Below are 14,164 nucleotides of genomic sequence, written 5' to 3'. Positions count from 1 at the left end.
GCGCCCACCGTCGTCGCGGCGGCGGGGCCCCGGGCCACCGGGGCGGGGGCGTGAGGAGCGGCCGGGGCGCTCGCGACGCGTTCCGCGGTACCCCCGGTTCTTCCACCCGCCTCGGCCTGCGCCGACGCGCCCTCGGGGACGTCGGCGCCCGGAATCAGGGTCTGGGGGGCGAAAGGGGTGCCTCCCGCGAAAGCCACCCCCAGCAGCACGGCATATCCCGCGCAGGCGATCCCGACGGCCAGTCCGGCGCGCCGGATAATGCGCGCCCGGCGGCCCGACGCATCGACGAATACGGGCCCTTCCTCCGTGGACCGCCCACGGGGACACGCCCGTCGGGAGAGGGAATGCATGGGCGGAATGCTAGCAGTAATTTCTCGCCATGAATTCCGCGGATTCACTTCCGCATTAATCCCACGAATGAACCGAGACCCCCGTCCACTCAATTCCAGGAAAGCGTGATCCGAAATTCCCGGGGCAGATAGTCTCTCCGTCATGAAGAGCCGCACGGCACAGCTGATCACCGGACTCGTGGCGGTCGCCGTCGCCGCCACGACCGCCTCCCTCCTCACCGGCACCGAGCCCGCCGGCTCCCCTGCGCGCCACGCGCCCGGGGGGAGGGAACCGGTGGCCGAGGTGGCCTTCACCTCCTACGTGGACGCCTCGCGTTCCACCGCGTACGACATGGCGGACGCCGCCCGCAGGACCGGGGCCGACGGTTTCACCCTCGGGTTCGTGACCGCACGCGGTGACTGCGCCCCGACCTGGGACGGGCGCGACGGCATCGCCCACGGCGGCCTGGCGGGCCGGATCGCCGCGCTGCGGGCCGCCGGCCGCGACGTGCGGGTCTCGTTCGGCGGCGCCGACGGCACGGAACTCGCCGGCGCCTGCGACGACGTGGACGAACTCGCCTCCGTCTACGCCGATGTGATCGGGCGTTACCGGCTGACCGGGGTCGACTTCGACGTCGAGGGCGACGACCTCGCGGACACCGCCGCCGGCACCCGCCGGGCGCGCGCCGTCGCCCGCCTCCAGCGGGAGGCCGAGCGGGAAGGCCGGCCGCTGTCGGTCTCCTTCACGCTGCCCGTGATGCCGTCCGGGCTGACCGCCGGGGCCCGCGCGCTGCTCGCGGACGCCCGGCACCAAGGGGTGCGCGTCGACGCGGTCAACATCATGGCGATGGACTACGGGGAGACGTACACCGGCGACATGGGCCGGTACGCGGTCCAGGCGGCCACCGCGGCGCACCGGCAGCTCAAGGCGCTGCTAGGCCTGACGGACGCCGCGGCGTGGCGGACCCTCTGGGTGACCCCGATGATCGGGGTGAACGACATCCGGGGCGAGGTGTTCACCCTGCGGGACGCGGCCACACTGGCCGCCTTCGCCCGTGACAAGCAGCTGGGCGGCCTGTCCATGTGGTCGGCCGACCGGGACCGGCCCTGCGAGGACGGCACCAAGGAGTCGGCCCCGGGGTGCAGCGGGGTCGACCAGCCGTCACTGGCGTTCGCGCGGGCGCTCGCGGACGCGTGAGGCCCGGGCGGCGTGCGAGGAGCGGGTCGCCCGCGAGGAACGACGGCCGCGGGCGGGCGCGGGGTCGGGGTCGGGGTCGAAGTCGCCGACGGGCGGGTCGAGCGCCACGACGACCCCCGCGAGGAAGAGGAAGACGACCGGCCCGATCAGCACCGGGGCGAGGAACGCGGCCGGTCCCGCCCCGCTCGATCCCTCCCGCGCGCCGCTGTGCAGGTGCACCGTCAGCGCGGCCATGCCGATGTAGTGCATGGCGGTGACGGCGAAGCCCAGGACGAGGCTGGCGAGCACACCGGCGTACAGGCGCCGGACGGCGACCGCCGACCACAGGGCGACGGTGGCGGCCAGGACGGCGACGCCGACCGACAGCACCACCGTGGACTGCGTGTACTCCAGGTCGCCGCGCAGCCGCATGCCCCGCATGCCCATGTAGTGCATGGCGGCGATGCCGAGTCCCGTGACGCAGCCGCCGGCCAGTACGGCGGGGAGCGTGCGGCCCACGAAGCCGACGAGGAACACCCCGAGAGCGACGACCACGACGGCGACGAGCAGGCTCTCGAAGGTGACGAGCGTGTCGTAGGCGATCCGCACCTCGCCGACGGTGAAGCCCATCATGGCGATGAAGTGCATGGTCCAGATGCCGGAACCGATGGCAGCGGAACCCAGCGCGAGCCAGCCGGCCCGTCGCGAGGGGTGCATGGCAAGGGCCCGGGTCGTGCAGCGCAGCCCGAGGGCGGCGCCCAAGCAGGCCATCAGGAAACCCGCGAGAGGGGTCGCCCATCCGTAGGTGAAGCCATTGACCGTTCCGTACGTGCCGCTCACGGCACCCTCCCCTTGCCGCCCCGGTCCCCCGCTTCCTTCCGTCCCCCGTGCTGACACACGCTAGGCTCGCCGGCCCGCCCCGCGCGGCCGCCTCATGGCGACTTCATCGCGCGGACACCCGTACGTCACATCGGCCCGGGCAGTGCCGTGATGCGGTCCAGCGGGCCGTACGGTCCGGCCGCGAGCGCGGTGCGCAGGGCGGCGACGACCTCGGCGGGGCTGCGGGTGAGCGCGGCGGGCGCGACCCGCAGCACGCGCAGGCCCAGCGACTCCAGCCGGCCGCGCCCGGTCCCCGGGCCGAGGTCCAGGACGAGGCCGTCGCGCACCCAGTACGCGTCGGGCGAGCCCAGGAAGGCGCCGTCGAGCTGGAGCGTGGGACGCCACAGCGGCTGCCGGAGTCCCGACCGGGCCACCAGGGCGCGGGCCATGGGCTCGGCGGAGGCGGCGCGCGGACCGGGATCCATGGCGTCGAGCAGGGCGGCCACGGCGGGGCGCCGGGCGAGTACCGCGCCACCCAGTTCCGCGGCGAGCGCGGGGGCGGGCACGCCGAGCGCTATGACCAGTTCGCGGACGACTTCCAGGGCCCACTCGGGGTCGATGGACTCCCGTACGCCGTCGGCGGCCGCCCGGGCCACCGGCGCCACGGGCACACCGTCCACGGTGCAGGGCGCGGGGAGTCCGCGGCCGTGGTGGACCCGCACCCAGGTGTGGGTGCGGATGCGGCGCTCGCTCGGGACGAGCACGTCCACCACCGGGAGCCCGCAGGGCGGCGCGGCCACGGCGACGCCGTGCAGGGCGAGCCCCGCCACGCCGGTGATCATGGCCGGGACCTGCGGGTACCCGGCGAAGGCCAGGGCCGCCCTGGACCGCTGCGCGGCGGTGAGCGGACCGGGCTGGAGGACGACCACCCGGGGCAGCGGCCGCTGCCACCGGCCGCCGGGGCGGCACCACTCCCGCAGCCTGCTCTGCGGAACGCCCACCGCGGCGAGTTGGGCGACGGTGGCGACCCGGTCCTGTTCACGGGCGAGCCGGCGGACGGCCGGGATGAAGTCGTTTCGCGTCATGCGCGCCCCATCCCCCCTCGTAACCGGTCGGCCACCGCTTGTGACAGACCTGTCGAGAACGGCCACCCTCCCGGGTGGTGCGGCGTGCGGCCGGTTGCCGTGGCCGTCCCGGACCCGGGGGGATCCCTCCCCGGCGCGCCCCCGGCCGGGACCGGCTGTCAGTGCCCCGTCCTACGCTGGGGACCGTGACGCAACCACAGACCCCTTCCGCCGAGGTCGCCTGGTCGGTGCTGGAGGCACCGGTCGGGCCGCTGCTGCTCGCCGCGACCGGGCAGGGCCTGGTCCACGTCGCCTTCCGGACCGGGGAGGAGGAGGCGCCCGCCGTGCTGGAGCGGATCTGCTCCCGGCTGGGCGCCGTGCCCGCGCGCAGGCCCGGGCCCGCGAGCGCCGCGGGGGCCCGGCTGGACGAGGCGATACGCCAGGTGGAGGCGTACTTCGCCGGGACGCGCCACACCTTCGACCTCGACCTCGACTGGTCCCTGACGACCGGCTTCAACCGCCGTGTGCTGCGCGAGCTGTCGGCCGGCGTCCCGTTCGGCAGCGTGGTCGGTTACCAGGACCTCGCCAAGCGGGTCGGTGAGCCGGGCGCCGCCCGGGCCGTCGGGGTGGCCATGGGCGCCAACCCGCTGCCCGTCGTCGTCCCGTGCCACCGGGTCCTGGAGAGCGACGGGGGCATCGGCGGCTTCGGCGGGGGCCTGCGCATGCTCGACATCAAGCGCTCGTTGCTGGCCCTGGAGGGCGTCCTGCCGGAGCCGCTGTTCTGACGGTTCCTCAACGCCGCCGTGCTGGACGGCAGGTCACACCGGCGGGTCCGGGGAGGGTGGAGAAATGGACGAATCGACTTTCTGCGTCACCGAGGGCGCGCCGGACTCACCGGTGCTCCTCCACGTCCCGCACAGCGCCCGCGCCGTGCCTGGGCACGTCCGTGAGCGCATCCTCCTGGACGACGCCGGACTGGCGGCCGAGCTCGACCACATGACGGACTCGTACACCGACCTGATCGCGGCGCGCGCCGCCGGACGGACGGGGGCCTGGCAGTTCACCAACCGGCTGTCGCGGCTGGTCGTCGACCCCGAGCGGTTCCCGGACGAGCGGGAGGAGATGCGGGCCGTCGGCATGGGCGCCGTGTACACCCGCACCTCGCACGGGGCGCCGCTGCGCGAGTCCGACCCCCGGCACGAACGGGCCCTGCTGGAGGCCTACTTCGAGCCGTACGCGGCCGCCATGACGGCGGCCGTGCAGGACCGGCTGGAGGCCACGGGGCGGGCGGTCGTCATCGACGTGCACTCCTACCCCGGCGCGCCGCTCCCCTACGAGCTGCACGGCGACGGGCCCCGGCCCGCCGTCTGCCTGGGCACGGATGCCTTCCACACCCCGGCCTGGCTGCTGGACGCCGCCCGCGAGGCCTTCGCGCCGTGCGGGGAGGTCGGTCTCGACTCGCCGTTCGCCGGCACCTATGTGCCGTTGAAGCACTACGGCGAGGTCCGCGAGGTCTCGGCGCTGATGGTCGAGATCCGCAGGGACGGGTACATGAGCGAGCCCGGTGGTGCCCCCGGCGAGGGACTGGACCGGTTCGGGGACGCCCTGGCCGCCCTCGTCGCCGCCGTCGGCACGGGTGGCGGAACCGGCGGTGGCAGCGGAACCGGCGGCCTCAGGTGACGCGGAAGCCGGTGAACTCCACCAGGCCGTGGTCTCCCGTGCCACCGTTCCCCGCGGTCATGAAGAGCCCCACGTCCTGGGTCCGGGCCGCCGCCGGGACGGTCACGGTCGCGACCTTCCGCCACGTCGTCCCGCCGTCGGTGCTGCACTCCCCCGTGTAGGCGCGGCCCCTGCGGCGCAGCCTCAGCAGCACCGGGGCCCGCACACCGGCGAGCCGCCGGTAGCGGTTCAGCAGGCCGTCGCCGTCGGAGTCGTACGACAGCGTCACCCCGTGCCCGGGGCTGACCGCCAGGTTCAGGAAGCCCGGGGCGGCCGGGTCGTCGAGGTCGTCGCGGACGACGATGCCGGCCCGCGCCCATGCGGCGGTCTCGGCCTGGCTGTCGACCCGGGTGGTGACCGTCCCGCCGTCGCGCAGCGCGCCGGGCCGCAGGACCGCCGCGAACTCGGCCGTGCCCTTCCACAGGTCGCGCCCGGCGCCGTCGATGGCGAAGCGGTCGCCGAGCTGCCCGAACACGGCTCCGGTGCCGTTGACCGTCCGGTAGGCACGGTCCAGCGGGCCCGCGACGTACAGGTCCCCGGTGGCGACCGCGGGCACCCGCGCGCCGCCGGGGACCGGCTCGTAAGCGGCCCGCGCCTCGTACCGCAGCGGCGACAGCGGCCGCTTGGGGCGTGCCTCGGGTGCGGTGACGTGCCAGGTCGCACGGCCGGTGCCGCCCGCCGCCACGCGCGGCAGCGACAGCGTCCCGCGCGGTGCGGCCCGCAGCCCGTCCGTGGTCAGGGAGAAGCCGACCGTGCCGGTGGGGGCGAGCCCGTTGGTGTTGGCGAACTCCGCGGTGACCACGGCCCGGCCGCCCGGCACCAGCGTCACCGGGTCCGCGGTCACGGTCAGCGTGCCCTGGTAGGGGGCCGCGGCAAGGACCCCGTAGGCCCGCCGGGCGAGCGTGTGCGCGTCGCCGGTGGGCCGGGTGGGGTAGCGCCCGGCGCGCTTCGTCCAGGGCTCCTCGGCGCGGTACCAGTCGACGGCCCGCGGGGTGCGGCGGGTGGTGAGGGCCGCCGCGCACTCGTCCAGGAAGGTCCGCCAGCGCGGCAGGTAGAAGTCCGCGACCAGCCCGTTCCAGTCACGGTTGGCGTACTCGTGCAGCGACACCGACGTCGCGCGCCCGCCCCAGGTGGTGGTCAGCACCCGGGCGGTGCGCTCGAGTTTGGCGCGTTGCGCGTCCGCCCCGCCCCAGTCCCGGGCCTCGGCGAGCCAGGGGCCGAGCAGGAAGGCCCGGTGGCCGCCCGCGACCTCGTCGGCCAGTCGCATCAGCCGCAGCCACAGTTCGGACAGCTGGTGGAAGACCGCCGCGTCGCCGCGCGCGAACGCGGCGCGCAGTTGCGGCAGGAGCTGCCGGCTGCGGTTGGCGACGGCCTGCCGGGCGACGTCGGTCAGGTCGTAGCGGTAGGCGTCGCAGCCGCGTGCCCCGGCGGAGACCGCCAGCAGCGCGGTGAACGCCGCGTCGAAGGCGGCGGGATCGTAGGTGAGGGCGTTCGGCGCGTACACGCTGCTGGAGTCGGCGGTCAGCGAGGGACGGGCGGTGAAGAGGCTGTCGTGGGCGTCGGCGCGCTCCAGCGCGTCGTGCCGGTAGGCGGTGCGGCGCAGCGCCTGCCAGGCGACGCGTGCCTGGCCGTCCTCGGTGCCGTAACGGGTCCGCGCGTACGTGTCGAACCAGGTCGGCAGGTCCACCCGCTGCTCGTGCCAGGGCAGTTCGCAGAACAGCTCGAAGGCGGCCGGGTCGCGCTCGGCGGCCTCCGGGAGGTAGCAGGTGCCGGCCAGGGCGCTGCCGGGCTTGTCCCGCCAGCTGAAGAAGCGGTCCGCCCACACGTGGGCCTTGGCGCCGATCGTCGTCCGGCCGCCGAAGTTGGGGATGGAGCCGAAGGCGTACGGGGTGCCCGCCCAGTCCCGCTCGCGGTCGGTGACCGAGGCGAACCGGTCGGAGACGCCGTCCACGACGAGCATCCGCTCCTTGTCGACCGCTTCCAGCAGGTCGGCCCGCGGGTTCTTCTCCCAGCCGAGGATCACCCAGGTGGCGCGGGGGTGCGCCGCGCGCAGCGCCGCCTGGACGCCGCGGGCGGCCGCGGCCACGGGGACCCCGCCCGCGGTGCCGCCCTCGTGGAGCAGGTCCATCTTGAAGTACGCGGCCTCGCCGAACAGCTGTTTCTGGTGGCGGTAGAAGGAGGAGGCCACCGCGGCGAAGGCGTCGGTGCGCGGGTCGAGCCAGCCCGGGCGGGCGAAGCCGTGCCAGGTGCCCTGCGGGACGACGTGCGCCCCGGCGTTGCGACCGGCGAAGCCGTCCGGGACGGTGCCGAAGTAGCCCGGCAGCACGGGGGCCATGCCCAGTTCGCGCAGCCGCGCGGTGATCCTGCGGCCCAGCGCCGCGCGGGCGTCGACGATGCCCGAGGTCAACGGGCCGCCGTACCCGGAGAGGTTCTGCAGCAGCCACCACGGCTGGTGGGACGGGGCCGGCAGCCAGGCCAGGGCCTCCTTGTCGGAGTAGCCGAACTCGCGCAGCACGCGCCGGTACACGGCCTCTGCACCGGCCACCACCAGCACCTCGTTGCAGCCGTGCAGTGCCAGGACGTCGATGAAGCGCTCCCAGCGCGACCAGTCGGCGTAGGGGGCGGTGTAACCGTCGTTGGTGTCGTTGAGCACGAAGCGGTGCGGCACGGTGGCGCGGCGGGCGATGCCGCCCGGGGGCGGCGCCGGGAGCGTCGCGGGCAGGGCGTCCAGGCTGTCGCCCACCCAGGAGACGCCCACACCGCACACGTGCTTGAGGTACCAGCGCACGCCGCACAGCAGTGTGGCCTGGGACGTGCCGGCCACCTCGATGCGGCCCCGCGCACCCGCGATCCGGAAGCGGTCGGACCGTTCGCCGTCCTTGCCGCCGTTCCCCCGGCCCAGCGCGACCAGCCGGAACTGCCCCGCGTGCCGTGGCAGCAGGCGGCCCAGCGCGGCGCGTGCGGGAGCAGTGTCGAAGGCGGCGGCCGCGGTCGCGCCCGCCGCCCCCGTCGCGAACACCGCGCCCGTCGCGGTCGCGGCGGCGGAACCCAGCAGCATCCGCCTGGTCACTCGAGTCACGGCCGGCTCCCGACAGTTGAGGCTGCGTCAGAACGCGTGCCCCGGAACGGTAACGGGAGTGACGATACGGATCAATGTGACGCGAGGGGTGTTCGCCGTAAAAGCGGACGAACTACCCACCCTGGCTCACGCCGGGTCGGGGAAGCGTGCCGCCTGCAGGTAGTCGGGCTTGGGGTCGAGCGCCGCCGCCAGCCGGAAGTGCCGCAGCGCCTCGCCGGAGCGGCCGGAACGCTCCAGGGTGCGGCCGAGGGCGAAGTGCGCGTACGCGTTGTCCGGCTCGCGCTCCAGGACGACCTGGAACTCCAGCTCGGCCGGGCGCAGCTGCGCGGACAGGAAGAAGGCCCGCGCGCGCAGCAGCCGCGCCGCGGTGTTCTCCGGGTGGGCGGCGATGACCGAGTCCAGCAGCTTCACCGCCCCACGGGCGTCGCGGGCCGCCAGCAGCTGCTCGGCCGCACGGAAGTCGATGACGTGGTTCTCGGGGCTCTGCTCGGGCACAGCCGCCTCCTTCCCCGGGCGCTCAACAGCTCACAACTACCCAACATCACCATCTGCATATGCATTCCCGGGCGGAACACCCCGGCGGTCGCTCAGGCCTCCTCGCCGGCCGGGCGCCGTTCCGCCGGCACCGTAGGCCCGGCCGGGTCCTTCGGCGCTTCCAGGGCCGCCGGAGCCACGCCGTCGACCTCCGCGACGGGCCGCGGCGGCTCCACAGCCGCGACGGGGTCGGGTGCCGGGGCGGGAACAGGGGCCGGTTCGGCGGCCAGGCGTTCGCCTCCCGACGCCCGCTCGAAGAAACGCAGCATCTCCACCGGGAACGGCATGACCAGCGTCGAGTTCTTCTCCGCTGCCACCTCCACGACCGTCTGCAGCAGCCGCAGCTGCATCGCGGCCGGTGTGCCGTCCATCGCGGCCGCGGCCTGCGCGAGCTTCTGCGAGGCCTGCAGTTCGCCGTCGGCGGTGATGATGCGCGCCCGGCGCTCGCGGTCGGCCTCGGCCTGCCGCGCCATCGACCGCTTCATCGACTCCGGCAGGGCCACGTCCTTGATCTCCACGCGGTCGATGTGGATGCCCCACTCGACGGCAGGCGTGGCCAGCATCAGCTCCAGGCCCTCGTTCATCGCCTCGCGCCCCGACAGCAGGTCGTCCAGCTCGCTCTTGCCGATCACCGAACGCAGCGAGGTCTGGGCCACCTGCAACATCGCGAACTGGTAGTTCTGCACGTCCACCGTGGCCTTGATCGGGTCGATGACCCGGAAGTACAGCACGGCGTCCACCCGGACCGAGACGTTGTCGCGGGTGATGCCCTCCTGCGAGGGCACCGGCATGGTCACCACCTGCATGTTGACCTTGGTCATCCGGTCCGCCAGCGGCACCAGAAGACGCGGCCCGGGCTGCTTGGCGTGCGGCCGCACCCGCCCGAAGCGGTAGACCACACCCCGCTCGTACTGCTTGATCACCCGGAAACTGCTCTTGAGACCACCCAGTCCCAGCACCACGACGGCGATCCCGATCGCTGCCGACACGGCTTCCATCCCAGCCCCCTCTGTCCGCGGTGGAGCGACGCTACTGCTCCACAGACGTCCACGGAGAGGATTCCGGATCAGCTCTTGACGATCTTTTGACGCAACTGCTCCCACACCTGCCGGACCTGGGGCTCCAGCGCCTCCAGCGGCCCGTCGTTGTCGATCACGACGTCGGCGACCGCCAGCCGCTGTTCCCGGGTGGCCTGGGCCGCCATCCGGGCCCGGGCGTCCTCCTCGGCCATGCCGCGCAGCCGCACCAGCCGGTCCAGCTGAGTCTCCGGTGCGGCGTCCACCACCACGACCACGTCGTACAGCGGTGCCAGGGCGTTCTCCGTGAGCAGCGGCACGTCGTGCACGACGACCGCGTCCGGGCCGGCCGTCTGCTCCAGCGCCGCCGAACGGTCCCGGACCAGGGGGTGGACGATGGCGTTCAGCGCCCGCAGCCGCTCGGGGTCGGAGAAGACGATCGCGCCCAGCTTCGGCCGGTCCAGGGCGCCGCCGGCGGCCAGCACCCCCTCGCCGAACTCGGCGACCACCGCCGCCAGCCCGGGTGTGCCCGGCTCCACCACCTCGCGCGCGATCCGGTCGGCGTCGACCAGCACCGCCCCGTACGAGGCCAGCAGCCGCGACACCTCGCTCTTGCCCGCCCCGATCCCGCCCGTCAACCCCACTTTGACCATGGCGCGAGACTACCGGTGCCCCCGCACACCCACGATCCGGGTCAGGAGCCGTCGTCCTCACGGTCTGCCAGGAAGCGCTCGAACTCCGCCGCCAGGTCGTCCGCCGACGGCAGCTCGACCGGCTCGGCGATCAGGTTCTGCCGGCTGCCGCCGCCCGCCAGCGCGTCGTACTGGTTCTCCAGGCCCTGCACCACCGCGACCAGCTCCGCGTCACCGTCGGCGACCTGCCGGTCGACCTCCGCGCGCACCGTGTGCGCCTCCATCCGCAGCGCGTGCGCCACCTGCGGAAGCACCAGTCCGGTGGCGGCCGTCAGCGTCTCCACCACCATCAGCGCGGAGTCCGGGTAACCCGAACGCGCCAGGTAGTGGGGCACATGGGCGGCCAGGCCCAGCACATCACGGCCCGCCTCCGCCAGCCGGAACTCGACCAGCGACTCCGCGCTGCCCGGCACCTGCGCCTCGTCGAACCAGCTGCGGTGCCCCGGCACCAGGTCCAGCCGGTTGCCGTGCGGCGTCAGCCCCACCGGGCGGGTGTGCGGGACGCCCATGGGGATGCCGTGGAAGTTGATCGCCAGCCGTACCCCCAGCCGCTCCACGATCTGCACCACCGCGGCGGCGAAACGCTCCCACTCGATGTCCGGCTCCTGGCCCGACAGCAGCAGGAACGGGCTGCCCGTACTGTCACGGACCAGCCGCAACGCGATCTCCGGCGCGTCATACGCCGTCCAGCGGTCCCGCTTGAAGGTCATCAGCGGACGGCGCGCGCGGTAGTCCACCAGGCGGTCCGCGTCGAAACGCGCCACCACCTGGTGCTCCTGCCGCTCCAGCAGCTCCTCGACGACCTGCCCGCCGGTCTCCCCGGCGTCGATGTACCCGTCGAAGTGGTACAGCAGCACGGGTCCGGTCTCACCGAACGCCTCGTCGACCGCCTCTGCCCCGCCCGGCTCGTATGCGTACAGCCCCTGCGGATCCAGCACTGCGCACCCTTCCCTCGGTCTTCGTCAACTCTGGGTGCAACGGACCGCACAGCCCGCGCATTCCCACCCGGACCCGGCAACGCGGAAGGACCCGCCCTCCAGAGGAGAGCGGGTCCTTCCGTGGTGCGTGGGCGATACGCCCTGCGATCAGCTCTGGCCGCCGGCCAGCTTCTCGCGGAGCGCGGCCAGCGCCTCGTCCGACGCGAGCGCGCCGGACTGGTCGCCGGACTCCGAGGAGTACGAGCCACCGGTCGGGCCGGCCGGAGCCGCCTCGCCGGCCGCAGCCGCAGCCTCGGCGTCGGCCTCGCGGGACTTGATGACCTGGGCCTGGTGCTGCTCGAAGCGGGACTGCGCCTCGGCGTACTGGTGCTCCCACGCCTCCCGCTGGGTCTCGTAGCCCTCGAGCCAGTCGTTGGCCTCGGGGTCGAAGCCCTCGGGGTAGATGTAGTTGCCCTGGTCGTCGTAGGACGCGGCCATGCCGTACAGGGTCGGGTCGAACTCGACCGAGGCCGGGTCGGCACCGAAGGACTCGTTGGCCTGCTTCAGCGAGAGGCTGATGCGACGGCGCTCGAGGTCGATGTCGATGACCTTGACGAAGATCTCGTCGTTGACCTGGACGACCTGCTCCGGGATCTCCACGTGGCGCTCGGCCAGCTCGGAGATGTGGACCAGACCCTCGATGCCCTCGTCCACGCGGACGAACGCACCGAACGGCACCAGCTTCGTGACCTTGCCGGGCACGACCTGGCCGATCTGGTGGGTGCGGGCGAACTGCTGCCACGGGTCTTCCTGGGTCGCCTTCAGCGACAGGGAGACACGCTCGCGGTCCATGTCGACGTCCAGGACCTCGACCGTGACCTCCTGGCCGACCTCGACGACCTCGGAGGGGTGGTCGATGTGCTTCCAGGACAGCTCCGACACGTGCACCAGGCCGTCCACGCCACCCAGGTCCACGAAGGCACCGAAGTTGACGATGGAGGAGACGACGCCGGAGCGCACCTGACCCTTCTGGAGGGTGGTGAGGAAGGTCTGACGGACCTCGCTCTGGGTCTGCTCCAGCCAGGCACGGCGGGACAGGACCACGTTGTTGCGGTTCTTGTCCAGCTCGATGATCTTGGCCTCGAGCTCCTTGCCGACGTACGGCTGGAGGTCGCGGACACGGCGCATCTCGACCAGCGAGGCGGGGAGGAAGCCACGGAGGCCGATGTCGAGGATGAGACCACCCTTGACGACCTCGATGACGGTACCGGTGACGATCCCGTCCTCTTCCTTGATCTTCTCGATCGTGCCCCAGGCACGCTCGTACTGAGCGCGCTTCTTGGACAGGATCAGACGGCCCTCCTTGTCCTCCTTCTGGAGGACCAGGGCCTCGATCTCGTCGCCCACGGCGACGACCTCGTTGGGGTCGACGTCGTGCTTGATCGAAAGCTCGCGCGAGGGGATGACACCCTCGGTCTTGTAACCGATGTCGAGCAGGACCTCGTCCCGGTCGACCTTCACGATGACGCCGTCGACGATGTCGCCGTCGTTGAAGTACTTGATCGTCTCGTCGATCGCGGCGAGGAAGGCTTCCTCGGAACCGATGTCGTTGACCGCCACCTGCGGGGTGGTACGAGGGGCCTGGGCCTCGGTGCTGCTCGTCATTAGGAAAAGGGCTCCGGTACGGACATGAAGTCGTAGGTACTGCTACGCCGTAAGCCCGTTTCGCTCCTGCCGATTCCGGACAGCCCAGAGGCCGAGAGGTTTACAACAGATGTGAGCGCAGCCTGCTCCGTCCGAGGCGCGCAGGCTCGCAGCGCAACTTGTAGCATACGGGGGCAGCCGGGCACGGTCAATGCACGAAGAGCGCACCACGGGCGTAACACCCCGTACCGGGCACTGGCACATAGACGTGTTGCGGCGGCACCGCAGCCACAGGTCACCACAGAGGGTACGACGACCAGCGCAATGATCCAAGCACCGGCCCCCCGGCCCATCCCCGAAGAACCCGAGGCCACGCGCCGTGTCGCAGGCGCCACGGAGAGCAGCCGAGCCAACCGCGGATGGTGGGACCGCAACGCCGACGAGTACCAGAACGACCACGGGGAGTTCCTCGGCGACGGAGATTTCGTCTGGGGCCCGGAAGGAGCAACCGAGGACGAGCTCCACCTCCTCGGACCCGCCGCCGGACTGAAGGGCGCCTCCGTCCTGGAGATCGGCGCCGGCGCCGCCCAGTGCTCCCGCTGGCTCGCCGCGCACGGCGCCCGGCCCGTCGCCCTCGACCTCTCCCACCGCCAGCTCCAGCACGCCCGCCGCATCGACGACGGCCACAGCCCCTTCCCCCTCGTCCAGGCCGACGCCGGCGCCCTCCCCTTCGCCGACGCCTCCTTCGACCACGCCTGCTCCGCCTACGGCGCCCTCCCCTTCATCGCCGACACCGCCCACGTCATGCGCGAGGTCCGGCGCGTCCTGCGCCCCGGCGGCCGCTGGGTCTTCTCCGTCACCCACCCCATCCGCTGGGCCTTCCCCGACGAACCCGGCCCAGACGGACTCACCGCCTCCGCCCCCTACTTCGACCGCACCCCCTACGTCGAGCAGGACGAGGGCGGACACGCCGTCTACGTCGAACACCACCGCACCCTCGGCGACCGCGTGCGCGAACTCGCCGCCGCCGGCTTCCACCTCGTCGACCTCGTCGAACCCGAATGGCCCGCCTGGAACACCGCCGAATGGGGCGGCTGGTCCCCGCTGCGCGGCCGGATCATCCCCGGCACCGCGATCTTCGTCTGCGTCGCCCCGTGACCACCCCCCCTGTCCC

At 73.2% G+C, this 14,164-nt stretch carries 12 protein-coding genes and 1 pseudogene; 4 read left to right on the top strand and 9 right to left on the bottom strand.

Features of this window, described 5'->3' with window-relative positions; all coding sequences use genetic code 11:
• Positions 1–209, bottom strand: a pseudogene (locus tag PV350_RS37000) (hypothetical protein); the annotation flags it as partial.
• Between the two features lie 283 nt (positions 210–492).
• Between PV350_RS37000 and PV350_RS36995 the strand changes: the two are divergent.
• Entirely contained in the window at positions 493–1,527 is a 1,035-nt protein-coding gene (locus PV350_RS36995; protein ID WP_500337863.1) for a chitinase, read from the top strand.
• Here PV350_RS36995 and PV350_RS36990 read toward each other — a convergent pair.
• Both PV350_RS36990 and PV350_RS36985 read right to left on the bottom strand, forming a co-directional pair.
• On the bottom strand, positions 1,492–2,346 hold the full coding sequence (locus tag PV350_RS36990; RefSeq protein ID WP_500337861.1) for an MHYT domain-containing protein: 855 nt from the start codon (positions 2,344–2,346) through the stop codon (positions 1,492–1,494). The genes PV350_RS36995 and PV350_RS36990 overlap by 36 nt on opposite strands.
• Before the next feature lie 125 nt (positions 2,347–2,471).
• Positions 2,472–3,410 (bottom strand): hypothetical protein, encoded by a 939-nt coding sequence (locus PV350_RS36985; RefSeq protein ID WP_499511255.1) that lies wholly within the window; start codon positions 3,408–3,410, stop codon positions 2,472–2,474.
• Positions 3,411–3,595: 185 nt separating this feature from the next.
• On the opposite strand from PV350_RS36985, the gene PV350_RS36980 reads away from it, so the two are divergent.
• Together PV350_RS36980 and PV350_RS36975 are read left to right on the top strand one after the other, a co-directional pair.
• Entirely contained in the window at positions 3,596–4,174 is a 579-nt protein-coding gene (locus PV350_RS36980) for a methylated-DNA--[protein]-cysteine S-methyltransferase (protein ID WP_499511256.1), read from the top strand.
• A gap of 64 nt (positions 4,175–4,238) precedes the next feature.
• Positions 4,239–5,069 carry an N-formylglutamate amidohydrolase gene (locus PV350_RS36975; RefSeq protein WP_499511257.1) on the top strand — a complete coding sequence of 277 codons (831 nt, stop codon included), beginning with the start codon at positions 4,239–4,241 and terminating at the stop codon, positions 5,067–5,069.
• Here the strand turns inward: PV350_RS36975 and PV350_RS36970 are convergent.
• From PV350_RS36970 to rpsA, 6 genes are all read right to left on the bottom strand, one after another.
• Entirely contained in the window at positions 5,062–8,166 is a 3,105-nt protein-coding gene (locus tag PV350_RS36970; protein WP_500337864.1) for an alpha-N-acetylglucosaminidase, read from the bottom strand. The two genes, PV350_RS36975 and PV350_RS36970, sit on opposite strands and share 8 nt — an antisense overlap.
• Before the next feature lie 147 nt (positions 8,167–8,313).
• Positions 8,314–8,682 (bottom strand): tetratricopeptide repeat protein, encoded by a 369-nt coding sequence (locus PV350_RS36965; protein WP_499511258.1) that lies wholly within the window; start codon positions 8,680–8,682, stop codon positions 8,314–8,316.
• 92 nt (positions 8,683–8,774) lie between these two features.
• On the bottom strand, positions 8,775–9,719 hold the full coding sequence (locus PV350_RS36960) for a slipin family protein (RefSeq protein WP_500337859.1): 945 nt from the start codon (positions 9,717–9,719) through the stop codon (positions 8,775–8,777).
• A 68-nt stretch (positions 9,720–9,787) separates the two neighbouring features.
• Entirely contained in the window at positions 9,788–10,390 is a 603-nt protein-coding gene (gene coaE, locus PV350_RS36955) for a dephospho-CoA kinase (protein ID WP_499511260.1), read from the bottom strand.
• A 41-nt stretch (positions 10,391–10,431) separates the two neighbouring features.
• Positions 10,432–11,367: a PAC2 family protein gene (locus PV350_RS36950; protein ID WP_499511261.1), complete on the bottom strand. Its 936-nt coding sequence runs from the start codon at positions 11,365–11,367 to the stop codon at positions 10,432–10,434.
• Between the two features lie 147 nt (positions 11,368–11,514).
• On the bottom strand, positions 11,515–13,011 hold the full coding sequence (rpsA, locus tag PV350_RS36945; protein WP_499511262.1) for a 30S ribosomal protein S1: 1,497 nt from the start codon (positions 13,009–13,011) through the stop codon (positions 11,515–11,517).
• A 303-nt stretch (positions 13,012–13,314) separates the two neighbouring features.
• Between rpsA and PV350_RS36940 the strand changes: the two genes are divergently transcribed.
• Positions 13,315–14,148, top strand: a complete 834-nt coding sequence (locus PV350_RS36940) for a class I SAM-dependent methyltransferase (RefSeq protein WP_499511263.1) — start codon at positions 13,315–13,317, stop codon at positions 14,146–14,148.
• The last annotated feature ends 16 nt before the right edge of the window (positions 14,149–14,164 follow it).

It is taken from the genome of Streptomyces sp. PA03-6a (assembly GCF_033792765.1).
GTDB lineage: Bacteria > Actinomycetota > Actinomycetes > Streptomycetales > Streptomycetaceae > Actinacidiphila.
The sequence above is the reverse complement of the archived record's forward strand: the minus strand, read 5'-3'. Positions and strand labels throughout refer to the sequence as shown.